Annotated in this window: 22 protein-coding genes and 2 tRNA genes; 11 read left to right on the forward strand and 13 right to left on the reverse strand. The window is 68.2% G+C overall.

Annotated features, from left to right (window positions below):
• Positions 1-4: 4 nt before the first annotated feature.
• The 3 genes from VEC57_03695 (at position 5) to ahcY (ending at position 2,897) form a co-directional block, all read left to right on the forward strand.
• Entirely contained in the window at positions 5-274 is a 270-nt protein-coding gene (locus tag VEC57_03695) for an HPr family phosphocarrier protein (GenBank protein HYB98218.1), read from the forward strand.
• Positions 275-318: 44 nt separating this feature from the next.
• Positions 319-1,476, forward strand: a complete 1,158-nt coding sequence (metK, locus tag VEC57_03700; protein HYB98219.1) for a methionine adenosyltransferase — start codon at positions 319-321, stop codon at positions 1,474-1,476.
• Positions 1,477-1,583: 107 nt separating this feature from the next.
• A complete protein-coding gene (ahcY, locus tag VEC57_03705) occupies positions 1,584-2,897 on the forward strand; it encodes an adenosylhomocysteinase (protein ID HYB98220.1) in 1,314 nt (437 codons plus the stop codon).
• 79 nt (positions 2,898-2,976) lie between these two features.
• Here the strand turns inward: ahcY and VEC57_03710 are convergent, their stop codons facing one another.
• Positions 2,977-4,593, reverse strand: a complete 1,617-nt coding sequence (locus tag VEC57_03710; GenBank protein HYB98221.1) for a phosphotransferase family protein — start codon at positions 4,591-4,593, stop codon at positions 2,977-2,979.
• A gap of 159 nt (positions 4,594-4,752) precedes the next feature.
• Here VEC57_03710 and VEC57_03715 point away from each other — a divergent pair, with 159 nt between their 5' ends.
• On the forward strand, positions 4,753-5,691 hold the full coding sequence (locus tag VEC57_03715; GenBank protein ID HYB98222.1) for a VOC family protein: 939 nt from the start codon (positions 4,753-4,755) through the stop codon (positions 5,689-5,691).
• Between the two features lie 90 nt (positions 5,692-5,781).
• On the opposite strand, the gene VEC57_03720 is transcribed toward VEC57_03715, so the two are convergent.
• From VEC57_03720 to VEC57_03735, 4 genes are all read right to left on the reverse strand, one after another.
• Positions 5,782-6,402, reverse strand: a complete 621-nt coding sequence (locus tag VEC57_03720; protein ID HYB98223.1) for a Fe-Mn family superoxide dismutase — start codon at positions 6,400-6,402, stop codon at positions 5,782-5,784.
• A gap of 182 nt (positions 6,403-6,584) precedes the next feature.
• A complete protein-coding gene (locus VEC57_03725) occupies positions 6,585-7,826 on the reverse strand; it encodes a chromate transporter (protein HYB98224.1) in 1,242 nt (413 codons plus the stop codon).
• On the reverse strand, positions 7,826-8,032 hold the full coding sequence (locus tag VEC57_03730) for a chromate resistance protein ChrB domain-containing protein (protein ID HYB98225.1): 207 nt from the start codon (positions 8,030-8,032) through the stop codon (positions 7,826-7,828). The genes VEC57_03725 and VEC57_03730 overlap by 1 nt, the downstream gene beginning before the upstream one ends.
• Positions 8,033-8,181: 149 nt before the next feature.
• Positions 8,182-8,258 (reverse strand) — tRNA-Val (locus tag VEC57_03735).
• A gap of 247 nt (positions 8,259-8,505) precedes the next feature.
• Between VEC57_03735 and VEC57_03740 the strand changes: the two genes are divergently transcribed.
• A complete protein-coding gene (locus VEC57_03740; protein ID HYB98226.1) occupies positions 8,506-11,097 on the forward strand; it encodes an ATP-binding protein in 2,592 nt (863 codons plus the stop codon).
• A gap of 54 nt (positions 11,098-11,151) precedes the next feature.
• Positions 11,152-11,952, forward strand: a complete 801-nt coding sequence (locus VEC57_03745; protein ID HYB98227.1) for an enoyl-CoA hydratase/isomerase family protein — start codon at positions 11,152-11,154, stop codon at positions 11,950-11,952.
• 54 nt (positions 11,953-12,006) lie between these two features.
• Here the strand turns inward: VEC57_03745 and hemQ are convergent, their stop codons facing one another.
• Positions 12,007-12,888 carry a hydrogen peroxide-dependent heme synthase gene (gene hemQ, locus VEC57_03750; GenBank protein ID HYB98228.1) on the reverse strand — a complete coding sequence of 294 codons (882 nt, stop codon included), beginning with the start codon at positions 12,886-12,888 and terminating at the stop codon, positions 12,007-12,009.
• A gap of 174 nt (positions 12,889-13,062) precedes the next feature.
• On the opposite strand from hemQ, the gene VEC57_03755 reads away from it, so the two are divergent.
• Positions 13,063-13,437: a hypothetical protein gene (locus tag VEC57_03755; protein HYB98229.1), complete on the forward strand. Its 375-nt coding sequence runs from the start codon at positions 13,063-13,065 to the stop codon at positions 13,435-13,437.
• Positions 13,438-13,609: 172 nt separating this feature from the next.
• On the opposite strand, the gene VEC57_03760 is transcribed toward VEC57_03755, so the two are convergent.
• From VEC57_03760 to infA, 4 genes are all read right to left on the reverse strand, one after another.
• Complete coding sequence (locus tag VEC57_03760) at positions 13,610-15,148, reverse strand: HAMP domain-containing sensor histidine kinase (GenBank protein ID HYB98230.1); 1,539 nt, start codon at positions 15,146-15,148, stop codon at positions 13,610-13,612.
• 15 nt (positions 15,149-15,163) lie between these two features.
• The gene (locus VEC57_03765; GenBank protein HYB98231.1) at positions 15,164-16,039 is read right to left on the reverse strand and encodes a hypothetical protein; all 876 of its coding nucleotides are present in this window, start codon (positions 16,037-16,039) and stop codon (positions 15,164-15,166) included.
• Between the two features lie 55 nt (positions 16,040-16,094).
• A tRNA-Gln gene (locus VEC57_03770) sits at positions 16,095-16,170 on the reverse strand.
• 109 nt (positions 16,171-16,279) lie between these two features.
• Positions 16,280-16,501, reverse strand: a complete 222-nt coding sequence (gene infA / locus VEC57_03775) for a translation initiation factor IF-1 (GenBank protein ID HYB98232.1) — start codon at positions 16,499-16,501, stop codon at positions 16,280-16,282.
• 148 nt (positions 16,502-16,649) lie between these two features.
• Here infA and VEC57_03780 point away from each other — a divergent pair, with 148 nt between their 5' ends.
• Together VEC57_03780 and VEC57_03785 are read left to right on the forward strand one after the other, a co-directional pair.
• Positions 16,650-17,432, forward strand: coding sequence for an enoyl-CoA hydratase-related protein (locus VEC57_03780; GenBank protein HYB98233.1), 783 nt, complete (start codon positions 16,650-16,652; stop codon positions 17,430-17,432).
• Between the two features lie 178 nt (positions 17,433-17,610).
• On the forward strand, positions 17,611-17,793 hold the full coding sequence (locus VEC57_03785; protein HYB98234.1) for a hypothetical protein: 183 nt from the start codon (positions 17,611-17,613) through the stop codon (positions 17,791-17,793).
• A 57-nt stretch (positions 17,794-17,850) separates the two neighbouring features.
• On the opposite strand, the gene VEC57_03790 is transcribed toward VEC57_03785, so the two are convergent.
• Entirely contained in the window at positions 17,851-18,432 is a 582-nt protein-coding gene (locus tag VEC57_03790) for a hypothetical protein (GenBank protein HYB98235.1), read from the reverse strand.
• A gap of 6 nt (positions 18,433-18,438) precedes the next feature.
• Positions 18,439-18,693, reverse strand: a complete 255-nt coding sequence (locus VEC57_03795; GenBank protein ID HYB98236.1) for a hypothetical protein — start codon at positions 18,691-18,693, stop codon at positions 18,439-18,441.
• A gap of 105 nt (positions 18,694-18,798) precedes the next feature.
• Here VEC57_03795 and VEC57_03800 point away from each other — a divergent pair, with 105 nt between their 5' ends.
• Together VEC57_03800 and VEC57_03805 are read left to right on the forward strand one after the other, a co-directional pair.
• Positions 18,799-20,196 (forward strand): TldD/PmbA family protein, encoded by a 1,398-nt coding sequence (locus VEC57_03800; GenBank protein HYB98237.1) that lies wholly within the window; start codon positions 18,799-18,801, stop codon positions 20,194-20,196.
• Positions 20,197-20,247: 51 nt separating this feature from the next.
• Positions 20,248-21,603, forward strand: coding sequence for a metallopeptidase TldD-related protein (locus VEC57_03805; protein ID HYB98238.1), 1,356 nt, complete (start codon positions 20,248-20,250; stop codon positions 21,601-21,603).
• Between the two features lie 34 nt (positions 21,604-21,637).
• Here VEC57_03805 and VEC57_03810 read toward each other — a convergent pair whose 3' ends face one another.
• A complete protein-coding gene (locus VEC57_03810; protein HYB98239.1) occupies positions 21,638-23,641 on the reverse strand; it encodes a sulfatase-like hydrolase/transferase in 2,004 nt (667 codons plus the stop codon).
• Positions 23,642-23,675 lie beyond the last annotated feature (34 nt).

Below are 23,675 nucleotides of genomic sequence, written 5' to 3' on the forward strand. Positions count from 1 at the left end.
GGCGATGGGAACTGCTTCGGCGGAATTCGTGGTGAGCAATCAGCTCGGCCTGCACGTTCGTGCCGCGGCGATGGTCGTGCGCACCGTCACTCCGTTCCAGTCCACCATCACCATCCGCACCGACAGCGGCAGCGCCGATGCCCGCAGCGTGCTCGATCTGCTGACGCTCTCGGCCAACAAAGGCACCAAGGTGACGGTGGCTGCCGAAGGGCCCGATGCCGACGCCGCCGTGGCCGCTCTGGGCGACCTGATCATGCGCAACTTCGCGGAGTAGCGAACGTTTGACCCCCCTTCCCGTGCCCTGTAGCTAAGCCGGCCATGTCCGTGGACGAGTTCATTTTCACTTCGGAGTCCGTCTCCGAAGGCCATCCCGACAAAGTTTGCGATCAGATCTCCGACGCCGTCCTCGATGCGCATCTTGCCGGCGACCCTCACAGCCGCGTCGCTTGCGAAACGCTCGTCGCCACCGACCTCGTGGTGATGGCAGGCGAGATCACCAGCAAGCACGAAGTCGATTACGAGAAGATCGCACGCAGCGTCATCGCCGACATCGGCTACATCGACACCGACGGCTTCAAGGCCGACACCGCCGAAGTGATGATGCGCCTGGTTGCGCAGTCTCCCGACATCTCGCAGGGCGTCACCGTCGGCCAGGGCCTGCACGAGGAGCAGGGGGCTGGCGATCAGGGCCTCATGTTCGGTTACGCCTGCGATCAGACGACCGAGCTCATGCCGCTGCCGATCTCGCTCTCGCATCGCCTGGTCGCGCGCCTGGCCGAGCTGCGCCACAGCGGCAAGCTCGCCTACCTGCGCCCCGACGCGAAGTCGCAGGTCAGCATTCAGTATCGTGACGGCAGGCCCGCCCGCGTCGCCACCGTGGTCATCTCGACTCAGCACAAGGAGTCGGCGACTCTCGAGCAGATCACTGCCGACGTGCGCGAGCACGTCATCAAGCCGATCATCCCGCCCGAGCTGCTCGATTCCGACACCGTCTATCACGTCAATCCGACCGGCCGCTTCGTGGTCGGCGGCCCTTCGGGCGACTCGGGGCTGACGGGACGAAAGATCATCGTCGACACCTACGGCGGCTGGGGCCGTCACGGGGGCGGCGCGTTCTCGGGCAAGGACCCTTCCAAGGTCGACCGGTCGGCCGCGTACATGGCGCGCTATCTGGCCAAGAACGTCGTGGCCGCCGGCGCCGCCAGCGCCTGCGAGGTGCAGCTGGCGTACGCCATCGGCGTCGCGCAGCCGGTCTCGGTGCACGTCGATACGTTCGGCACCAGCCGTCAGGATCCCGCATCGATCGCGCAGAAGCTGCGCAACGAAGTGGACCTGCGGCCCGCTTCGATCATCGAGCGTTTCAAGCTCAAGCGACCGATTTATCGCAAGACGGCCGCCTACGGTCACTTCGGCCGGCCCGCCGTCGATGGCTTCTTCCCCTGGGAGAATCTGGATCTGGCAGCCAAGCTGGGCTGAGAAACTCACGACGGGCGGCGCGGCATGCGCGCCAAGGCGCGCGGCTGCCGCCCCGTTCCCTTTCACCTCGAAATCATCAACGGCCTTCGGGCCGATCGGAAGCAATCATGGCCAAAAACGCGGCACGAAACGGCTCGAAGAACGGAAAGAACGCTCCTTACGACATCAAGGACCCCAAGCTCGCACCCGAGGGCAAGAAACGGGTGGACTGGGCCGGGCGCGACATGCCCGTGCTCAATATGATCGCCGAGCGCTTCCGCAAGGAGAAGCCGCTCAAGGGCGCGAAGATGACGGCGTGCCTGCACGTGACGGCCGAGACCGCCAATCTGATGCGCACGCTCAAGGCCGGCGGCGCCGACGTGCTGCTGTGCGCTTCCAATCCGCTTTCGACCCAGGACGACGTGGCGGCCACGCTCAGCCTGGACGACAGGATCCCGACGTTTGCCATTCGCGGCGAGGACTCCAAGACCTACTACAGCCACCTCACGCGAGGCATCGAGCACGAGCCTAACCTGACCATGGACGATGGCGCCGACCTCGTCTCGCTGCTGCACACCTCGATGTCGCAGTACGCCGGCCGCGTCATCGCGTCGATGGAGGAAACCACCACCGGCGTCATTCGCCTCAAGGCGCTGGAGGCCGACGGCCGCCTGACAATTCCGGTGGTCGCGGTCAACGACGCCGACACCAAGCACCTCTTCGACAACCGTTACGGCACCGGACAGTCCACGATCGATGCCATCATCCGCGCCACGGACGTGCTGATGGCCGGCAAGGTCGTGGTCGTGGTGGGCTACGGCTGGTGCGGCCGCGGTGTGGCTGCGCGGGCGGCGGGATCGGGCGCCCAGGTCGTCGTGTGCGAAGTCGATCCGATGCGCGCGCTCGAGGCCGCAATGGACGGCTTCCGCGTCATGCCGATGGCCAAGGCTGCGAAGGAAGGCGATATCTTCGTCAGCGTCACCGGCGACATGCACACGGTGAACGAGAAGACGTTCCCGCTGATGAAGAACGGGGCGGTGGTCTGCAACGCCGGCCACTTCGACATCGAGATCGACGTCAAGGCGCTGACCCGCATGGCCAAGAAGATCAACCGCAACGTGCGCAACAACGTCGACGAGTACATCATCGACGGCGGCAAGAGCATCTTCCTGCTGGCCGAAGGGCGCCTGGTGAACCTGGCGGCCGCCGAGGGACATCCTGCCTCGGTGATGGACATGAGCTTTGCCACGCAGGCGCTGGCGGCCGAGTGGGCGTACAAGCAGGGCGCCAAGGGCAGGCTCGAGGTGAAGGTGCACAAGGTTCCGCGCGAGATCGAGGAGCAGGTCGCGTCGCTCAAGCTGGCCAGCATGGGCATTCAGTGCGACAAGCTCACGCCTGCGCAGAAGAAGTACCTGACAAGCTGGGAGCACGGGACGGAGTAGCTCACCGCAGCCATCGCTTCCTCGAATGAAACGCCCGGCGGCCTTCTGGCGCCGGGCGTTTTCGTTCCACCCGACGGCTCTACGGCCGTTGCCGGCTACCGCCCAGGCGCGCGGGATTGTCGATGGCCAGCTTCTCGTCGACGGTGGCGCGAAGATGAGCGAGGACCTGCTCGCGCCATGGGCCGGCGTCGGCGTGGCCGGCCTCGATGCGACGGCACAGCGCGAAAGACAGTTCACGCGCCATCGGGTCGTGGTCGCGAGGCTGATGCGGCTCGACGTCGTGCTGCAGCAGACTGGCCAGCCGCTGCGCCTGCGCCGCCGCATGATGCGGGCGCAGCGCGATCTCGCGCGCGACGATGCCGGCGACGTTGGCGCCAACCAGCGCCTTGAAGTGCGCGCTGCCCTCGAGCCTGCCGGCGAGCTCGTGCTTGAGGAAGGCGCCGAGCGCTTCGAGCAGCTCGATGGCGGAGGGCTCGTCGAGGATGCCGGATGGTGTGGCGGCGATGGCCAATGGCGCGGCGGCGGTCGCTGCCGGTGTGCCGCCGGGCTTGGCTGACGCTGCTCCCGCGGTGCGAACCTGCGTGTCGCCGATCTCCGCGGACGCCGCGCCGGCAGTGCGAGCCTGCGTGTCGCCGGTCGTCGCTTCGGCGAGATGCTCAGATGCAAGACCTGACCCCACTCCGAGGAGGTTGAGGATCTCGTCTTCCGTTTCCGCCAGGCGGCGGCCGATCGCGGCGAGCTCGACGTCGGGGTGCTTGCCGCCCTTGTGACGCTCCGCCTGCATGCGGCAGATGATGGCCCACTTCCAGTTGCCGAACAGTTCCCAGAACAGAAGGTGCGATGGCTCGACGTCCGCGCCGCCTTCCTCGCGATAGTGCGCCAGCAGCTCCTCGCGCGAGCACAGACCGCCAGCGGCCAGGTCGTCGTTGCCGAAGCGCCACGTGCGCACGCACAGCCAGCCGAGGTCCTCGACGGCATCGCCGACGTGCGCGAGCTCCCAATCCAGCACCGCCGTCAGCCCGCGCTCGTCGAACATCACGTTGCCGACACGGTAATCACCGTGCACGAGGGCAGGCCGCAGCACGCCCGGCGCATTCTGCTCGAGCCAGCGCGCGGTCAGCTGCAGCAGCGGGTAGGGATGATCGCAAGAGAAGGCCGCGAGGATCTGACGGTACTTGTCGATCTCGGCCATCGCGTAGCGGCGCGGATCCTGGCCCGACGGCTCGCGCGCGCGAAGGAACGCCAGTGAAGGCGCGGTCAGATCGACGTCATGAATGCGGGCGGCCTCGCGTGCGAGCTGGCGCGGCAGCACCGCTCGCGTCTGCGCATAGCGCTCGTCGCGCAGCAGGCGCCGTGCGATGGCCTCGCCCGTTACGAGGTCCATGACGAAAAAGGCGCCGCCGAGGCCTTCGGTCGCGTCACCGCACCAATGAACCGCAGGCACCGTGACTCCCGAGCGCGCTGCCGCCGCCAGCAGCACGAACTCCTCGCGCCGGTCGCTACGGACGGCGCCGCCGTCGGCGTCCAGACGCAGCACGAGCGTGCGGGGCGCGCGACCGTGCTGGCGCGCCTCGAACGAATAGACGCGGCACGAGGCGCCGCCGGCAAGCTGGCGGATCGAGCCGACCTCGACGGGCGCTGCTGAACGCCGGGTCAGAAAGGAAGCGAGAGCGCTGGACAGGGAGTGCTCGTCCACGTTGCGGCGACGAGGCGGAATCGCGCAGCGATAGCGGCCGAATGCGCGCGCAGCCTGCCTTGTCTTTGCGCTGGGTAAAGAGTTACATCCCGCCAGTCAACCATGTCGAGCGCGCCTGGACTTGCGCGCTCACAGCGATGATCGAGTTCCGTTCCGTCGATGAAGCTGCCGTTCTTCAAGTCGAAAAAGCGCAAGGAGCTGGAGCCGACGGCACCCGCCGCGCCTGCAGCCGACATTGCGCTTCGCAGCGAGCCGGCGCCGCCGCTTCCGGCATCGGACAAACCGAGAAAGCTTCCTGCCGAGCACGTCGTCGACTCCTTCGGCTATGCTCTGGCGGCCGTGCCATCGCTCGGGCCGACATCGAAAGCATGGCGCAAGCTGGGCTTCGAGGTGTCGGCGCCTTACGAGTGGCTTGGATGTCAGGCCGCGCACATCGACCTCGGCGGCGGCGGCGTGCGTTTCCTTGCCGCCGCCGATTCGGGCGCGGAGCCCACGGCGCTGGTCGAGCTGGTCCGCGCGCGTCTGGTGGTGGGCTCGGGACTGTTCGGCTGGACGTGGGCGTGCGCCGACCCGCACCGTTCGGCGCTGGCGGTGGCGCAGCTCGCCGAGAGCGACTTTCATGAAGGCTGCGAGGCGTGGGGCGAGCCGCTCGTGCAGATTCCGATGGAGCTGACGCCGGCTGCCGCGACCTGGCTCGAGAAGCAGACACCGCCGCCGGTACCCAAGCACGCCAACTGCGCCATCCGGCTCGATCATCTGGTGCTCAACGTCAGCGCGTCCAAGGCCGTGTCGCAGACGTACGAACGTCACTTCGGCTTGCGCTCCCGAACCGCGGCGATGAACGATCGCTACTACGCGTTCCTCAAGATCGGGCCGTCTCTTCTGGAAGTCGTCGGGCCCGCCAAGCCAGGCGCCGGCGCCGTCAGCGGCGGTCCGTGGGGACTCGCCTTCGGCAGCTCCGACCTCGACGCCACCATCGCCTATCTGCAGAAGGCGGGCGTGGAGTGTAAGCCCGGGCAGCGCGCAGTGCAGGGCGGGCGCATCGCCGGCATTCCCATCGCCATCGGCGGGATCAACCTGGCGTTCATGGGCGACTAGCCCGCTGCCTGCATCGAACGTCTTCCTGACAATGAAGCGCGAACACGCCGCCGCCGCCTCAGCCGGCGGATTGATCGCGATGATCAGCGGCTACGCCGGCGCACTCATTCGTCTGGCGACCTCTTCCCATCGGATATTGCGGAAGAACGCGTCGACGTAGCTCTTGGCGTCGGCGCCATAGTCGATGTGGTAGCTGTGCTCGTACATGTCCATGACGAGCAGTGGCCGTGCGCCGGCCGGGAAGTGCCCGTGGTCCCAGCTCCAGGCGTTGAACAGCGTGCCGGTGGCAGGATCACTGCAGAGAAACACCCAGCCCGAGCCGCCGCCGAGAGACATCCCCGTCAGACGGAAGTCCTTCTCCCAGGCCTGCAGGGATCCGAAGCTCTTCTGCAGCGACTCCGCCAGAGCGCCGGTGGCACCGCCCGATCCGCCGAGGTTGGCGAAGTACAGCTCGTGCAGCACCATCGAGTTGCGTGCAATGAGCTGCTCGCGCTTGAGTGAACCCATCTGAAACGGAGCGGCGTCGGCGGGAAGCTCGCGGATGCGCTGCTCGATCAGGTTCAGCCGCTTGACGGCGCCCCCGTAGTTGTTCTGGTGATGCGAAACGAGAAGGCGCTCCGACAGGCCTTCGATGCGTGCGGGATCGAAGGGCAGCGGCTTGATGACGTGCTCGGCGGGCGAAGGCGCGGCAGATGCGGCTTTTTCCGGCATGGCGGATTCTCCTTTGGTCGGGGGTCCGGTCACCGCGGCGGTCGCGGTCATGGCCATGAGGCGAAGCGTCTCCCTTCTCGTCATCGTCGTTGCTCCTTGTTCGATCGCGAGCGGCTGCGGGCGATCGGCGGAACGGGATGCCGGTGCTGGCGGCTTGTCGCGCATCGCCCCCGCCCGTGCAGCTACTGCATGACCATCGTGACGACGACGCCGAGGACCCCGGCGCCGACGATCAACAGCGGCTCGGACACGCCCTTGATGCGCGTGAGCGCGAGCAGGGTGCCGGCCGCGATCAGCAGCGTCGGCACGTCCACGATTGCGCGCCGTCCCAGCACCACGGCGGCGCCGGCGATGGCCCCTGCCGCGGCGGCCGTGACGCCGTCGACGAACGCGCGCACCCGCACGTCGTGGACCGCTCGCTTAAAGTAGCGCGCCGGAATGACCGTGAAGAGGTAGCACGGCAGAAACACCGCCACCGCGGCGATGGTGGCGCCGGCCAGACCGGCGACCAGATACCCGATGAACGCGACCGTGATCACCACGGGGCCAGGCGTGATCATTGCCACCGCCACGGCGTCCAGGAACTGGCGCTCGTTGAGCCATCCGAACTCGCTGACCACGCCTCCGTGCAGGAAAGGGATGATGGCCAGGCCGCTCCCGAAGACGAACGCTCCCGCTTCCGAGAAATACCAGGCGATCGTCCACAGCGTTCCTCCCGTGGCCTCGCCATGGATGCCCGAGAACAGCACGGGCCACGGCCAGATCGAGGCGGCTGTGGCAGCGTCGCGCATCGTCAGCGTGCGTGCGAGCGCGATGACACCGGCAGCGAGGAAGAACCAGACGATCTCGGACTCGGTGACGATGGTGGAGACGGCGCTGACGGTGAAGAGGATCCACAGCAGCCGGTCGCTGCCGAGCGTGCTTCTGGTGAGCTTCCACGCGCTGCGTCCGATGATGGCGATGACGGCGGCGCCGATCCCATAGAACGCGCCCTGCATCCAGGTCAGGCCGCCGTAGGCGACGTAGACGGCCGAGACCACCAGCACCATCAGGAACGAGGGCAGAACGAAGGCCAGCGCCACCAGCGATGCGCCGCGCACACCGTAGTCGATCCAGCCGAGATAGATCGCCAGCTGCGCCGCCAAAGGACCCGGTGCGAGCTGCGCCAGCGCCAGACCCTCCTTGTAATCCGCGATCGAGAACCAGCGGCGCGATTCGACGAGGTCTCGCTGCATGTAGCCGACCAGCGCAATGGGTCCGCCGAAGCCGGCGTAGCCGAGGTAGAGGAAGTAGGCGACCAGCTCGCGCAGCGTATAAGGCACGAGTTGCTCGCTGCGCGCGGCGCCGCCCCTGGCACCGGTGCCGTCCCCGCGAGCGCCCGCCGGCTCACCCTGCGCCGCTTCTTTGTGCGACAGGCCCGCCATCAGCGCTGCTCCGCTTCGAGGTAGGAGTGCAGCGCATCGAAGATCGCGCTGCCCTGCGCGAGGCGCGCTCCATCGGCGGCCGGCGCGTACCGCTCGGACTGCACGAAATGAAAGACCGCGCCGGAAGCGATGAAGCGCCGGATCAGCGATGCGCTGGCGATGCGATCGATGCGCCGCCAGCTCGCGGTAATCCTCTTCGCCGGCATGGTTGAAAATCTCCTCGAGCTCCGAGTCCGTCGTGCCCTCCAGGAGCGCGGCCTAGCACAGCGAAGCTTCGCCGCCCTCGGCGCGGATCTCGCGGACGATCCGCTCGAGATCCTCCCGGGCCTGGCGCAGAAAAGGTGACGGAGAGCGCTGGTGGTCGCACCTGGATTCGAACCAGGGACCTCCTGCATGTGAGGCAGGCGCTCTAACCAGCTGAGCTATGCGACCGTAGCGCCGTCTGCTAACCGCTTCGCCGGCCGAAGTCCACTCTCTGGACACCTCGTGGGGGCGTGCAACGACGCATTTTCCCGTTCTCGCCACGCCCGTACGAAGCGCGGCGTCTATCCGGCCTCGGCAAGGGCCGCTACAGTCATCATGGGCGAACGCCTTGCGGGCGGGGTGGCAAGCATCCCGTAAGGCCGAGGGACAAGCAGGCGACGTCGCGGATTGGAGGCCGTGGCCGCCGGCCGAAACGATGCTTGCGCCATACCATCAGGACCTCGCTGCGCCGCCGAAAGCGGCCAGCACCGAAGGCGAGGCGGCCGATGGAGAAGTCCACTCCGGCAGCGTCCCCACGAAGCTCGGGGAGCTGCGCCTCTTCCGAACGTTCCTGCTCCTCACCGCCGGCTTCGTCATCCTGAGCCTGCTGATACTGGGCTCGCACCTGAACGACTTTCCGGCGCTGCACGTCCTCCTCGATGCGTCCAACTTCGCGTTGCCGCTGCTGGCGGCCCTACTGCTGTACGAGATCGGCCGCCATTCCGGCGACGAGCTGCTGCCCGCGCTGGCCATGAGCTTCGGCACGTGTTCGTTGCTGCACCTTCTGCACCTGGCCAGTGGTCTCGAATGGTGGGGCTCCCTCGAGTGGATCGCCCAGTCGGCTGCGGTCCTGCGGCCGAAGATGTGGACGCCCTCTGCCTACTTCCTGCCTCTGGCGCTGATGATCGTCCTCGCCCGCGTGCGCAGCCCCCGCGAGTCGATGCGTGGTCTCGGCATCATCCTGGGCACCCTGGCGGTGGCACTGGTGGCGACGTTCTGGAACCTGGCGCCGTACGCGGAGCCGACGCTGTACGGAATGCACCGGCCGCTGCTGCTGGCCGTTCCCGTATTCTGGGCGCTGGTGGCGGTGCAGGCTTCGTGGCTGCGCCCCCACCATCCCATCTGGCAGGCTGTCCCGCTGATGGCGGTGCTCATGATCGTGGGCGAGGCAGTCATGCTCCGCTCCTCGGCGCCCAACGATTCGGCCGCGATGATCGGTCACACCGGCAGCGTCACCGCTTTCCTCCTCCTGCTCCTCGCCGCCATTCGCCTGGCGGCGATCGACACGCGCCGTCGCATCGAGGTGCAGAACGAGCTGCGCGCGCTGACGCAAACACTGGAGCGACGCGTTGCCATGCGCACTTCCGAGCTTCAGGCCAACCTCGCCGACCTCAAAGCGTACGAGCGTGCGCTGCAGCGCCAGGCGCGTTACGCGACGCTGCAGGCCGAGGTGCTTCTCGGCTTCGCGCGACGCGAGGAGCTGCGAGACATCCTCGTGCACATTGCATCGTCCGTGGCGCGCGAGCTGGACGTCGACGTTGCGCAGATCTGGACGCTCGAGCCGGGCAGCCAGGAGCTCGAGCTGCGCGCCCACGTCGGCACCGACGACATCACGACGGATCGTCTGTTGCCGCTGCGCAAGGCAGGCATCGCCACCATCGCAAGACGCGGTGAGCCGCTGTTCACCAATGAAGCCATCGGCGACGAGCGCATCGAGGAGCAGGAATGGTTGGCCAGGCACGGCTTCACCGCCTTCGCCGGATACCCGCTCGAGCTCGAGGGCGACGTCAAGGGCATCATCACCGTCTTTGCCAGACGCCGGCTGGAGGAGTCGGAGCTCGCGGCGCTGGAGTTCGCGGCGTCGGCCATCGCTCTCGGCATCGCGCACAAGCAGTATGAGCGCGAGCTGCCCGACCTCTACGACCACGCACCGTGCGGTTACCACTCACTGGACGAGAACGGCCTGATCGTGGCGATGAACGCGACCGAGCTGTCGTGGATCGGCTATACGCGAGAGGAGATCGTCGGCCGCAAGCGCTTCCCCGAGATCCTGACTCCCGACAGCCGCCGGACCTTCGCCAGGACGTTCCCACGCCTGAAGAAGACCGGCGTGGCCAGAGACGTCGAGTTCGAGCTGGTGCGCAAGGACGGCACCACGTTCCCGATCCTGCTCAACGCCACCGCCGTCGTCGACCGTCACGGCCGCTTCCTGGCGAGCCGTGCGATGACGTTCGACATCACCGAGCGCAAGCGGACCGAAGAGCGTACCGCCAAGCTCAATCACACGTTGGCGCGCCGCTCACGCGAGCTCGAGGAAGCCAACCGCGAGCTCGAGTCGTTCTCGTACACGGTGTCGCACGACCTGCGCGCTCCGCTGCGCCGCATCCGAGGCTTCGCGGAGCTGCTCAGGGAGGACGCAAAAGGCAAGCTCCCCGAAGCGATGCAGAAGTACGTGCAGGTCATCACCGAGAGCAGCGTGGAGATGGGAAAGCTCATCGACGACTTCCTGCAGTTTTCGCGCACGGGTCGCGCCGAGATGCGCGAAGGCCGCGTGGATCTCGGCGAACTCGTGCGCGAAGTCATCGGCGATTATGAGCTGCCGGCGCGCAAGCGGGGAGTGACGTGGCACGTTCAGCCGCTGCCGGAGGTGATCGGCGACCGCGGGCTGCTCAAGCAGGTCATCGCCAACCTCATCGACAATGCGCTGAAGTACTCGCGGGATCGAAGCGAGCCGCGCATCGAGATCGGCACCGCCGGCTCCGATTCCGGGCAGGTCGTCGTCTTCGTGCGTGACAACGGCGTGGGCTTTCGCATGGAGGAGGCTACGCGCCTGTTCGGCGTCTTCCAGCGCCTGCCCAATGCACACGACTACGAGGGCAACGGTGTCGGCCTGGCCACCGTCCAAAGGATCCTGCATCGCCACGGCGGCAGGATCTGGGCCGAGTCCGCCGAGAACGAAGGCGCGACCTTCTACTTCACGCTGCGCCCGGCCGGCGGAGCCGAAGCCGGCGCGGGCCGCCGTCAGTAGAACGCGCTTTGGCTCTGGCCGAAGCCTTGGGCATGTAGGCGAAAGGAGCCTGCCATGCCCGACAATCTCTTCGCCACCGACAACCTCCGCTTGACGCTGGATGCCGAGATCGCCGAGCTGACTCTGACGCGGCCGGCGCGCCTGAACGCGTTGTCGCCCGCTCTGGTCGACGACCTTCACGCGTGCGTCGACGTGCTCGCGCGCGAACGCCGTGCCCGTGTGGTCATTCTGACTGGCGAGGGCCGCGGCTTCTGCGCTGGTCTGGATCTGCAGGAGTACGGCAACTGGACCATCACCGAGGGCCTCGATTCGGTCGAAGGCGGCCTTGCCGTGCAGGAGCGCATCGCCAGCCTCATGCCGCGCATTCGCGAATTGCCGCAACCTTGGATCGCAGCCGTCAATGGCGCTGCGGCCGGCGGCGGACTGGCGCTGGCGCTGGCGTGCGACGTTCGCTACGCCGCACCGGCGGCGCGCTTCAGCGTTGCGTTCGTCAAGCTCGGGCTTTCGGGCTGCGACGTTGGCGTGTCCTTCCTGCTCCCGCGCGTGGTCGGCGCCGGCCACGCCTTCGAGATGAGCCTGACCGGACGGCTGATCGATGCCGAAGAGGCCCTGCGGATCGGCCTGGCGAACCGGCTCGTGGGTGAACAGGAGCTGCTGCCGGAATGCCAGCGCCTGGCCGAAGAGATCCGCGCCAATACCCGCTACGCGGTGGCGATGACGAAGCAGGTGCTCGACCGCAACATCGATGCAACCTCGCTGCGGGCGGCCATCGAGCTCGAGAACCGAACGCAGGTGCTCGGCACGCACGCCGCCTCCACGAGAGAGCGGATGATGAATTGGAAGCAGACGCGCTGAAGGATCGGCAGGTCTGGCGGCGACGGCATCGGCCGCCACCGTGCCCGCGGTGGATCAGTGCAGCCCCGGCCGGCGCTGCCTGGCATCGTCGGGCAGACGGCCTTCGAGCAGGTCCTCGACCGCCGGCGGGTCCACGCGTACGCCGACGTAGAAAGGCCCGAACTCGCCGAACCACGACGTGGTTGGATCGAAGCGCATCTCGTAGACGAGCTTCTTGAATGCGAGCGGGTCGTCGGCGTGCAGGCTGACGCCCCACTCCCAGTCGTCCAGCCCTACCGATCCGCCGATCACCTGCGTGACCTGCTCGGACCACTTGTGGCCGATCGAGCCGTGGCCGCGCATCATCGCACGGCGCTCGGCCAGTGGCAGCGCGTACCAGTTGACGCTCTCGCCGCGCCGCTTGCTCATGGGGTAGAAGCAGATGTAGCGCTGCGGCGGAATCGTGCGGAACAGACGCTCGTTCATCCGAGCCTTCTGCGTCTCCATCTCGCCGGTCAGCGCCTGGTCGTATTCGGTCGTGCCCGGCTTCAGCCCGCGCTCGGCCAGCCGGCGCGCCGCCATCGCCTGCACTTCGTACAGACTGACCTCGATCACGGAAAGGTAGGAGTAGGCCGGCGAAAGGAACTCGTAGAGGCGCAGCGTCCGCAGCGTCAGCTCGACCTCGTTGAGCGCGGCCGGGCTCTGGCGGTAGTGGCAGAAAAGCAGGTCGCCTTTCTGGGAGACCACGCTGTAGAGCTTGCTGTCGCCGCGGCCGGCCGCTTCCTGCACGTTGGCGGCCGCCGCCCGGCCCAGCCACGCGCTCGCCTCCTCGGCAATGGCCTTGCGCTCGGATTGTGACCGGGCACGCCAGCGCGGCCAGTTGAGCGCGTAGACGTCGTGGAGCGTGTACCAGCCTTCCAGTGTCTGCGGCGCTTCGACGGCAACGAATTCGGGCACGGGTCCTCCGTAGAAGCGCATTTGAACCCGATCCCGCGCCGCTGTCCAGGCGGTGCGGGCGCCTATGCGACCGGCTCTGTCGTTGGCAGTGCCGGCCTTGCCCGGCGACGCCGCCCTCGTCCATGCCGGCGCGATGGCCTTCTCTTTTTGCGATTCCGCTGCGATGCTGCGGTCGTGAGCGATCGCCGCAAGTTCCTCGTCGCTGCGATCGTCGCCGTCGTCGGCGCGATCGCCTTCGGCGCATTCAGCTTCCGCCGTGAGGTTGCCAGCATTCAGCGGCGCCAGGGGCTGCAGGCGGCCCAGTGCAGCACGCTGGTACGCGAGGCACGCGAGCTGGTGGACGAGGGCCGCGAGCTGGGCAGCCAAGGCGGCGACTACTGCCGGGCGCGTGATCGGATCGCGCAGGCGGTCTCGCGCATGCAGGAAGCCCAGCGGATCTGCCGTCAGGCTCTGGACCAGGACCCGATGCTGACCTCCGACGCCGCCATCGCACGCATGAAAGCGTCCCGTGCGGATCTGGCCGACAAGTGCACCAAGCAGGGACTCTGACCGCGCCTGCCGCCGGAGCATGGCTGCCAACACTGCGGCTGCGATGCGCAGGGCGAGCCCCGCTGGCGCTGATCGCGAACCGCACGGCCGCATCGGTGCGGGCTGAACGGACGCGGTCGGCCGCCGTCGTCACCGGGCCGGCGCCGGATCGAGGCGTCCCGTGCCGCGGAGGCTACGAGACCGCGGATGTCAGCGAGCGCTGCGCCGGCCGGCCGAGGGAGAAGTAGAACGTCGTACCCACGCCTTCGGCCGATTCGCACGAGATGTGCCCGCCGTGGCGCTCGACGATCTTGCGGACGTACGACAGTCCGATGCCTTCGCCGGGAGCGGCATCGACGCGGAACCGGCGGAACGGCAGGAATGCCTTGGCAGCCTGATCGGCCGACATGCCCATGCCGGTATCACGCACGAAGTACTGCAGCTCGCCATCGACGGAACGGCTGCCGATGACGATGGAGCGGCGTGCACCTTCACCCATGTACTTGATGGCGTTGTCGATGAGGTTGCGGAACACCGCTTCGACCTGCACGCGATCGCCCATGACGTCGGGCAGCTCCTCCACGCGTGCCTGGATCCCGCGCTCCCGGATCTGGTAACTCAACGAGTCGAGCACGCCCTGCACGAGCTTGGTCATCTCGAGCGGCTCGAAGTGATAATCGAGGCGGGCAACGCGCGAGAAATCGAGCAGGCGCTGCACCATGCGATTGAGCTTCTCGACACTGCGCACGCCGTCCTCGAGCGGCTTGGCGATGCGCTCCCCGCGCTCGTTCCAGCCGCCGTCGCTGCGCATGTGCTCGAGCTCCTCGAGCGCCATGTGCATGAAGCCGTACATCGCCGTCATCGGCGATCGCAGGTCGTGCGAGACCACGTGCACCATCTCTTCCATGTCGCGCGCCTGCGCGCTCAGCATCTCGTTCTCGACCTGCAGGCGCGTGGCCTCGCGCTCGCGACGCAGAGTGTGCACGTTCTCGGCAGCGATGCTGACGATCTGGGCGGCGGCGCCGAGCATCTTCAGATCCTCGGATGTGATGCTCGCCTGCCGCCGGAACGGCACGAGCAGATAGCCATAGCGGTCCTTGTCGGTGGCGATGCGCGTGACGGCCAGGGACTCGCGACGTCCGAGCAGCCGCTCGCATTCCTCTGCCAGCACGACGTCCCCGCCGTCGGCGTCGATGAGCACCACGTCCTCGTTCATGTCCTCGAGCGCAGGAATCGAGCTCGGGTTGACGCGCATCTGCCGGTCCAGCCCGAACAGCGAGTACGCTTCGTCGCCCGGAACGCGCAGCAGCCCGCAGCCGCGCTGCAGATTCGTCGAGTGGGCGAGCACGCCGAGCACGCGCCCGAGCATCGCGCCAGGCTCCAGGGCAAGGCTCGTGCTCGCGCTCATGCGCAGCAGCGCATTGGTCTGCCGCCACAGACGCGCGGTCGCGTCGGCCATGTCGTTGATGACCACCTGGTGGGCGAGCTCACGCTCGCATGCGGCCCAGCACAGTCGCATCGTCTCGGGCGTGGGGCCGCCGCAGCCATTGAGACGGCCTACTGGAACGCCGTCGGCGGTCAGGCGATGGCGGACTTCACTGGGACGATCGGGGCTGACGGTGCCGGCAAGGACGTTGCCGTCCTCGTCGTCGATGAAGAAGCTGACCTTTCCCTGCGAGGAGTCGGAGAAGTCGCGGAAGATCGCTTCGAAGGCGGACCAGCGGATGCGCATGACCGATCCACACCTTCAGGGACGATGCCAGAGCCCGTCGCGCAGGACCAGACGGTTGACGGCGCGGCCGGCCGGCTCGCTGGCCTCTCCGCTCGGATAGTCGGCATCGCCCGGGTAGAGGATCGTGATCGTCTCGCCGCACATCGTGATCTTCGGAAGGATACGTGGGATCGGTGCGCTGAGGAACGCCCCCAGTGCGTCCTCGACGCTGGTGTAAGCCGCCAGACTCTCGAGCGTGGCGATGGTGGGCGGCACCAGCTCGATCTCGCGGTCGCGATAACGCTGCAGAGCGCGCGACGGCGTGATCCATTCGCCTTCCGACGACTCCACCGCGCAGTGCTGCGCCAGCTGTCGTTCGGGGGCGCGGGCCAGGAAGAAGCGGGTGTCGAAGCGCTTCTTCTCTCGCTGCGGCGTGATCCAGTGGGCGAAGTAGCGGAGACCCGACACGTCCAGGCGCAGACCCTCGCGGCGCACCGCGTCCACGAATCCGCCGCGGCCGTGGCTCGATGCCTCGCGCGCGTCGCGCAGGCGCCTGGCTCGCTCGCTGCCGTCCTGCAGATCCACCCACTCGCCGGCCTCGTCGCGCGCGAGAAGAATGCCCGACTCCTCGAACAGCTCGCGCACCGCCGCCAGCAGCAGCGCGCACGATGTCGCAGGATCCTCATGCAGCCGATGCCCTGCTCCCATCTCCTCCACGCCCGCCAGCAGCTCGCGCGCCGCTTCGCTGCGATCGCCCTCGTCGACGGCGCCGCCGGGAAAGACGTGCGCGCCGCCGAGGAAACCCAGCCGGGAGTCACGGCGGACCATGAAGACCTCCACGCCCCGCTCCTGCTCGCGCAGAGCGAGGACGGTGGCGGCATCTCGAACGGCAGCGGAGGTGGGATCGGGCATTCGACGCGTCAGACGCGGACGCGATGGGTGGAAACGAGCGAACGGCGGCAGTGGGTGGCTGGGGAGGAAGGACTCGAACCTTCAATTCCCTGATCCAGAGTCAGGTGCCTTACCAATTTGGCCACTCCCCAGTGCGTTTTGCGGGTCCGGTCACCATCGCAAAACCGGACTTCGGAGTCTACCCGGAAGCCGCGACCACGAGCCCCGCCGGCGCGGCAGCGGATGCTCGAACCTCGCGCCTCAGTTGTTCTTTTCGCGCCAGGTGATGCGGCCGCGAGTCAGGTCGTACGGCGAGAGCTCCACCTTGACCTTGTCCCCCGGCAGGATGCGGATGTAGTACTTGCGCATCTTGCCCGAGATGTGGGCGAGCACGGTGTGGCCGTTCTCGAGCTTCACTCGGAAGAACGCGTTGGGCAGGCTCTCGACCACCTCGCCGTTCACCTCGATTCCGTCTTTGGCCATAGTCTCCTTTGCAGAACGCGCCGCTTGCCGCGGCGGAAGGCCGGCACGCTAGCAGCGCATCGGAACGCTCACAACCCAGGCAAAAACGCCGCGCCACGCCGTTTCGCGAGGCTGTTGTGACGGCAGGCCCTCGCCGCTAAGCGGAGGCATGGGCACCAGCGAGAACCTGCGAACCGAGGTCGACGGCACCATCGGCTGGCTGACCGTGGACCGACCCGAAAGCCGCGGCGCGATGACGCGGGCGATGTGGGAGGCGATGCCGGCGAAGCTCGCCGAGCTGGCAGGGGCAGCCGGCGTGCGACTGATCGTCGTGCGCGGCTCCGCGGGAGGGTTCATCGCCGGCGCCGACATCACCGAGTTCGAGAAGTACCGTTCCAATCCCGAGCTGGCGCGCAAGTACGATGAGGGCAGCACTGCCACTCTGGAAGCTCTGGCCACGCTTTCGGTGCCGAGCCTGGCCATGATCGATGGCGCCTGCGTCGGCGGCGGATCGCTCATCGCGTTCGGCTGCGATCTTCGCGTGGCTTCGGATCGCGCGTTTCTGGCGATCCCGGCCGGCCGCCTCGGCCTGGCATACCCGCCCCACGGGCTGGAGCGCCTGGTGGCGGTGGTCGGGGAGGCCGTTGCGCTCGACCTGCTGCTGACGGGCCGGCGCATTCCCGCGCCCGAGGCGCTCTCGCTCGGGATGATCCATCGCTGCTTCCCCGCAGCTTCGCTGGAGGCCGACACTCGAGCGTTGGCCGCCGAGGTCGCGCGCATGGCGCCCCTTGCGCTGCGATATGCGCGCCTGGCCGTGCGGCGGCGTCTGGAGAGCCGGCTGTCGGCGCAGGAGGTAGCCGGCCTGGTCGCCGACTGCTTTGCCAGCCGCGACTATCAGGAAGGCGTGACCGCCTTTCTGGAAAAGCGCGATCCCGTCTTCCGCGGCCGCTGAGCTTCCGGCAAACGCACCCGTCGCCGTACAGGCTCGAACCGTCTGGTTCACCCTTGTCCGAACGGCGGCCGGACCTGCTCGAGAAAGCGTTTGAAAAACGATGATTTACGCTCCGCGGCCGCGGGGCACGCGACTGGCTTTGTCACTGGCGTTCGCAACTACGCCAGGAGGCAACGCCATGAGCATTCGCACCAAGACCACCGACTCCAGCAGCAAGAACAGCACGCGCCTGGTCCTGACCGGCAAGCGCGTGGAGGGGACCTGGGTGATGGAGTCCAAGCTGCCGGTCCGGGTGCGCCGCAGCGACCTGAACGACGCCGTCGTCGTCGCCGACAATCGCCGCGTCCGGACCTTGCACTGAGACCGGCGACCTGAGCGTCGGGCGCCGCTTCGGAAGATGCGGCGTCCGGCCTCGCTCTCAAGCCCTCTGCCAGAGGTAGCGGCGGTTGACCACGATCGCGATCGCCACCGAGGCGACGCCCATCGTCAGGTTCCACACGTGCAGGCCTAGGACGGCGGGGGCAGCGCCGACCTCGTAGCTCTGCAAAGAGGCGACGAACGCGCCGCAGACCAGCAGCAGCAGGCCCAGCCAACGGTACAGCGACAGGCGCGTGCGCCATCCCCACATCGCATATGCCGATCCGACCGCCAGCAGCCACAGCGGCTGCACCAGCGCAGGCCGCCCCGTGGCGATCAGGAAGATGGTCCCGCCGAAGCCGATCAGCAGCAGCGGCGCCCACAGCCTGGCGGCAGGGAAGACGGCATCGCCGGCCGGACCGACCATCTTCGCCACGCGCCGCTCGTGCACGGCGCCGGCGATGAGACCGGCTGCGAAGAATGCGAGCGTGTAGCCGCCGGCGCTCAGCGGCGCCCATGCGGTGCCGGCTGCCATCGCATAGGAGGGAACGCTAAGAGCCATGTTGACGACGGCCCAGGTGGCCATGTTGTAGGCGCTGGTGCGAAGGAAGGGGTCGCGGCAGAAGGCCTCGGAGTCGAGCATGGTCGCTCAGGCCGGTGCGAAGCCGGTGACGCGGGTGCGCATCTTGCCGTCGAAAGGCACTTCCTCGGCCAGGTTGCGGCCGCCGCAGCGGGGACACGGGAAAAACGCCACATCCCCATCGCGCTCGGCAAGCTCGATCATGTTTCCGAGCAGGTAGCCTTCCTCCGTCTCTTCATAGGCGAGCAGCGCCCGGCACTCCTGCGAGCGGCAGCGCAGGACGTGGACCTTCACCTCTTTCTTCTTCGCCGGCGCCTCGCTCATCCGCGACGGTTAGCCGACGGCCGCGAGCCTGGCAACCGCGAGCGGACCCGCTCGAACGAGGAGATTGCAGGTAGACGCTGGGACGGTCCAGGTTAGAATCCTTCGATGACACAGGCTCTCGACATCCTTCGTGACATCGCGGCGGGGCAGGACGGCTTCGTCGAGCTCCGCTACCACGCCAAGACCTCGCGCAGCATCGGCGTCGACAAGGGAAAGGTGGAACGCTCACAGATCCGGCACCGCAAGGGCGTGGGCGTGCGAGTGTTCGAAGCGGGCGGATGGGGATTCGCCTCCACCGGCTCACTGGATGCGGCATCGATCCGGCGCGCGATCGACACCGCACGGGCCGGCGCGCGCTCGACCGCTCGAGCCGCCTCCCATTCGCTGACGCAGCTTCCACAATGCGAGCTGGCGCGCGGGGTCTTCGACCAGGAAGGCCTCGAGGATGTGGCGGTGCGCACGCTGGAAGAGAAGATCGGCATGGCCGCCGGCCTGGAAGCTCGCGTGCGCGGCGCATCCTCGGCGATCCGTTCGGCCAGCTGCACGTACAACGAGATCTTCGAGGAGAAGGCCATCGTCACCACCGACGGTGCCGCCGCCGCGTTTCGCCTGGTACGGCCCGAGCTGCGCGTGCAGGCGGTGGCCGAAAAGGATGGGCAGCTCTCGACCGGCAGCGAAGCCGTCGGCGCCACCGGCGGCTGGGACTGCCTCTTCCGCGGCGCCACCGGCGAAGCGCTTGCCGCGCGCGCCGCACGACTGGCGCAGGATCTGCTGTCCGCGCGCCATGCCGAAGGAGGACGCTCGGTCGTCATCCTGGCGCCGTCCATCGTGGGCCTTCTGGTGCACGAGGCGATCGGACACACGGTCGAAGCCGACTTCGTGCAGGCCGGCTCCGTCGCCGCCGGCAAGATCGGCCAGCGCGTGGCCAGCGAGCTGGTCACGCTGCGCGACAGCGGGGTCTCCGAGCACTACGTCGGCGCCGGCGGCACCATTCCCGTCGACGATGAAGGCGTCGTTGCCGGCCGCACCACCATCATCGAAAACGGCCGTCTCGTCTCCTACCTGCACAACCGCGAGAGCGCCGCGAAGTTCGGCGTCACGCCCACGGGCAACGCGCGCGCGTGGGAGTATTCGGACCAGCCGCTGATCCGCATGCGCAACACATACCTGGAGCCGGGCGACAAGAGCCTCGACGAGATCATCGCCGACACCGCCGACGGCTATCTGCTCGAAGGCCCGCGCAACGGCCAGGCGGACGCCACGGGTGAGTTCATGTTTGGCGTGCAGGAAGCCTACCGGATCAGGAACGGCAAGCTCGGCGAGCTGGTGCGAGGCATGACGCTGTCGGGCATCGCCTTCGACGTGCTCGGCACCGTCGATGCGGTCTCGCGCGACTTCCGCTGGGATCTCGGCGCCGGCTACTGCGGCAAGGGACAGCCGGCCAAGGTCGATGCCGGTGGGCCGTATGTCCGCTGCCGCGCTCTGCTAGGCGGCGAGCAGTAGGACGGGCGAGCAGTAGGACGAAGGAACGGCAGTCGCCAGCAAGGAGCATTCGTGAACGAGCGCACCCTTCTCGACATGTGCCACACGCTCGTGGAGCACGCGCGCAAGGCCGGTGCCGATCAGGCCGAGGCCGCCGCGGCCTGGCAGCATGTCGTCGAGACGCACGTCGAGAACGGCGTGCCGCACACGGTCCACAGTCGTGAGGAGACGAGCTTCGGCCTGCGGGTGATCGTCGGCAGCTCGCAGGGATTCGTCACGGCCAACGACGTCGAGCCCGACCTGCTCGCCGAGCGCGCCGCCGAAGCCGTCGCGCAGGCGCGAGTCACGCCCGCCGATCCGGCCGTGGGACTGCCCGAGTCGCGGCCGGTCGCACCCGTGCCGGGCCTGTACGATCCCGAAGTCGGCGACGTCGGCGCCGAGGAGACCGCGCGGCTGGCGGGAGAGATGCTCGCGCGAATTCGCGATCTCGACCCACGCGTGCGCGTCGACTCGGGCTCGGTCTCGGCCAGCGTCACGCTGGCTGCGCTGACTTCGACCAGCGGCATCGTGGTCAGCGAGGCCAGCTCGCTGATGGATGCCAGCGCGTTCGGCATGGCCGTGGACGGCGACGACGTGGCAAGCTTCGATTACGACAGCGCGATCGCACGCCGCGTGCGCGGCTTCGAAGACGAGATCGCCGAAGCGTGCGCGCGCTTCGTCTCCAAGTGCACGGCAGGCCTCGGCGCCGGGCGCGGCGAGAGCTTCCGCGGCCCCATCGTGCTGTCGCCCGAGGCAGTGGCCGAGTTCCTGCTGCCGACGCTGATCTCGGCGCTGACCGCCGATGCCGTGCGAAAGGGGCGCAGTCCGCTGGCCAATCGCATCGGCGGCTCGGTCGCCTCTCCTCTTCTGTCGCTCTGGGACGACGGGCGCGTGCCGGGCGGCGCCTCTTCCAGCGCATTCGATCGCGAGGGCCTGCCGACGGCGAGGCGCGCGCTGATCGCGTCCGGGATGCTGCAGGGCCTTCTCTACAACCATTACGAAGCGCGCGCGGCCGGCGGCGAGGCGCGCAGCACCGGCAATGCGGTCGGGTCGGTCACTTCGCTGCCGAGCGTGGGACCGCACCGCCTCGAGGTGGAGCCGGGCTCCACGGCGATGGATGCGCTCGTCGACGGCCATGAGCGGGCAGTGTGGGTCGGGCGCTACTCGGGCAGCACCAACGCGGTGACCGGCGATTTCTCGGGTGTGGTCAAGAACGGCTTCCTCATCGAAGCCGGAGAGCGCCGGCCGGTGCGCGAGGTCCTGATCGCCGGAAACGTCTTCGAGCTGCTCGGCAGGATCTCGGCGATCTCGCGCGAGCGCCGAGACGTCAGCGGCAGCGTGCTGGTCCCGGCGATGCGCGCCGAGGACGTCTCGATCACGGCGGGCTGAAGCGTCGCGCGCTCCGCGCCCCGATCCGCCGACCTTACTGCAGATAACCGAGCGACTGCAGGCGGCGCCGATTGATGGGGCTGAGGTTGGCCGGAGGCGCCGGTGCGACGCGCCGCAAGGAAGCATGATCCCGGACCGCATCGGCCAGCTCCTGAGCCCAGCGCGGTCCCCTGCCGGCCTGCATGAGATTGCGCGTCTCGCGCGGGTCCCTCGAAAGATCGTAGGCCTCGAGCGTGCCGGCGGCCGGATGGAAGATGACCTTGCGGTCCATCTCGCGCACCGCGAACGCCGGCGCACCCCAGTCGATGAGGCTGCCGTCGTCGAGCAACCGCAGCGGGCGCCGCGCCTCGATGAAACGCCTCGGCATCGCCGCCTCCTCGTCGCCCGTCAGAAGCGACGCGAACGAGCGTCCCTGCATCGACGCCGGCGCATCGATGTCGAGTAGCTCGAGCACCGTACGCGCGAGGTCGACGAGGCCGACCGCTGCGTGCGCCGCTCTGGCGCGGCCGATGCGCTCGTTGCGCAGGAGCAGAGGCACGCGCACCGCTTCCTCGTACAGATGCGTCCCATGGCCGCCGGCGCCGTGCTCGAAGAACTCCTCGCCATGGCCCGAGGTCAGCACGTAAAGCGACTCGTCCTGGACGGTGCGGCCGTCGAGGATGCCGAGCAGCTTGCCGAGCGCCTCGTCGGCGCTTCTGACCTGCTCGACCATCGAGGCCAGCTCGCGGCGGCGCGCGGACTCGCTGCGTACGTCGGCTCCGGTGTGCACGGGGCGCGTACGGTAGGTGTGCACGAACAGGAACAGCGGCTCCGCGCTGTGCTCGTCCAGATACGCGGCTGCGCGGGCCAGGGCGTCCGCGTTGGCCGGGGAAATGCGCTCGGTCTTGCCTTCGTCGTAGAGGTCGAACCCGCGCGCGAAGCCTGCCTCGGCCGCCAGCGCGCCGCCTTCGGTGAATGCGGCCGTGCGCCAGCCCCGCGCCTGCAGCACGCGCGCCAGCGTTTCCACCGATGACGACAGGCGGTGCCGTTCGTCGACGACTCCGTGCGCCGGCGGCGTCAGCCCCGTCAGCAGCGTCATGTGCGCAGGCAGCGTCGTCACCGACTGCGTCACCGCCTGCATCATGACGGCGCCGCTGCGGAAGAAGCGGTCGATGGCGGGAGTGGCATCGCCGCCCGAATAGAGGCCGACGCTGTTGACGCGAAGCGAATCCAGCGACACCAGCAGGAGCAGAGGGAACGCGCGCCGCTTCTCCTCGCGTTCGAGTTCGGCGGCGCCCCAGACCACGCCAGCTGCGGCATCGGTCTTGTCGGCGGGCCGGCTGCGGAACGCGAAGCGCACCCGACGACCAGCCACGTCGGAGACACTCTCGACCGCTTCCTTCCAATCGGTGCGGCCGGCGCCGGGTCGGACCCGGCGCCGGAAGATCGTCGCGGCCGGCCTGGATGGGTCGAGCTCATCGCGCGTCTCCACGACCAGATCCATCGGCGTGTCCTGCCGCTCATCGCCGCGCAGCGCGAACGAGAAGCGCAGCCGCGACCCGCGCGCCACCTCGACCGGCTGCGTGACGATCTCCTGCCAGTCCGAACCGTGCGCACCGCGCGCGTGAACCTCGGTGACCACGGGTCCTTCGGGCAGGTCGGGGAAAACGAACGTCTTTGCGACGAGCAGACCTTTGCCGGGCGTGTAGCGCAGCGTGCCACGCAGACTCATCCGCTTCCCGTCCTGCACGTAGACGTCGAGCTCGTGCGGCTGCGCCGCCATCGACTGCGGAAGGCGCGCCTGCACGAACAGCTGGCCCTCCTCATCCACCCATACCGTGCGTCGGGAGATTCCCATGCTGCCGGTGACTCCCAGCGTGTCGCGCTCGTCCTCATCCAACGGCTGGCGCGGCGCCGTCAGACGATGCCCGGTGGCCGGATCGACGGCGTGCAGCGGCTCGCGCCAGGTGTAACGGAACGTCTGCGCGGCCGGCGCAGGAGACGCGCCGACAAGACAGGCAGCGAGCATGGCGAGAAGTGCGGTGGCGATTGCAGGCATGCGGACCGCGCTGCGGCGGATGATTCAAACACGG

The organism is Candidatus Limnocylindrales bacterium (genome assembly GCA_035626395.1).
Classification (GTDB): Bacteria; Desulfobacterota; Binatia; order UBA1149; family CAITLU01; genus DASPNH01.

Excerpts from the sequence above, each read along its gene's own strand:
- VEC57_03695 (HYB98218.1), top strand. The coding sequence starts at position 5 with ATGGGAACTGCTTCGGCGGAATTCGTGGTGAGCAATCAGCTCGGCCTG.
- metK (HYB98219.1), top strand. The coding sequence starts at position 319 with ATGTCCGTGGACGAGTTCATTTTCACTTCGGAGTCCGTCTCCGAAGGC.
- ahcY (HYB98220.1), top strand. The coding sequence starts at position 1,584 with ATGGCCAAAAACGCGGCACGAAACGGCTCGAAGAACGGAAAGAACGCT.
- VEC57_03715 (HYB98222.1), top strand. The coding sequence starts at position 4,753 with ATGAAGCTGCCGTTCTTCAAGTCGAAAAAGCGCAAGGAGCTGGAGCCG.
- VEC57_03720 (HYB98223.1), bottom strand. The coding sequence starts at position 6,402 with ATGCCGGAAAAAGCCGCATCTGCCGCGCCTTCGCCCGCCGAGCACGTC.
- VEC57_03725 (HYB98224.1), bottom strand. The coding sequence starts at position 7,826 with ATGGCGGGCCTGTCGCACAAAGAAGCGGCGCAGGGTGAGCCGGCGGGC.
- VEC57_03730 (HYB98225.1), bottom strand. The coding sequence starts at position 8,032 with ATGCCGGCGAAGAGGATTACCGCGAGCTGGCGGCGCATCGATCGCATC.
- VEC57_03740 (HYB98226.1), top strand. The coding sequence starts at position 8,506 with ATGCTTGCGCCATACCATCAGGACCTCGCTGCGCCGCCGAAAGCGGCC.
- VEC57_03745 (HYB98227.1), top strand. The coding sequence starts at position 11,152 with ATGCCCGACAATCTCTTCGCCACCGACAACCTCCGCTTGACGCTGGAT.
- VEC57_03760 (HYB98230.1), bottom strand. The coding sequence starts at position 15,148 with ATGCGCATCCGCTGGTCCGCCTTCGAAGCGATCTTCCGCGACTTCTCC.
- VEC57_03765 (HYB98231.1), bottom strand. The coding sequence starts at position 16,039 with ATGCCCGATCCCACCTCCGCTGCCGTTCGAGATGCCGCCACCGTCCTC.
- infA (HYB98232.1), bottom strand. The coding sequence starts at position 16,501 with ATGGCCAAAGACGGAATCGAGGTGAACGGCGAGGTGGTCGAGAGCCTG.
- VEC57_03780 (HYB98233.1), top strand. The coding sequence starts at position 16,650 with ATGGGCACCAGCGAGAACCTGCGAACCGAGGTCGACGGCACCATCGGC.
- VEC57_03785 (HYB98234.1), top strand. The coding sequence starts at position 17,611 with ATGAGCATTCGCACCAAGACCACCGACTCCAGCAGCAAGAACAGCACG.
- VEC57_03790 (HYB98235.1), bottom strand. The coding sequence starts at position 18,432 with ATGCTCGACTCCGAGGCCTTCTGCCGCGACCCCTTCCTTCGCACCAGC.
- VEC57_03795 (HYB98236.1), bottom strand. The coding sequence starts at position 18,693 with ATGAGCGAGGCGCCGGCGAAGAAGAAAGAGGTGAAGGTCCACGTCCTG.
- VEC57_03800 (HYB98237.1), top strand. The coding sequence starts at position 18,799 with ATGACACAGGCTCTCGACATCCTTCGTGACATCGCGGCGGGGCAGGAC.
- VEC57_03810 (HYB98239.1), bottom strand. The coding sequence starts at position 23,641 with ATGCCTGCAATCGCCACCGCACTTCTCGCCATGCTCGCTGCCTGTCTT.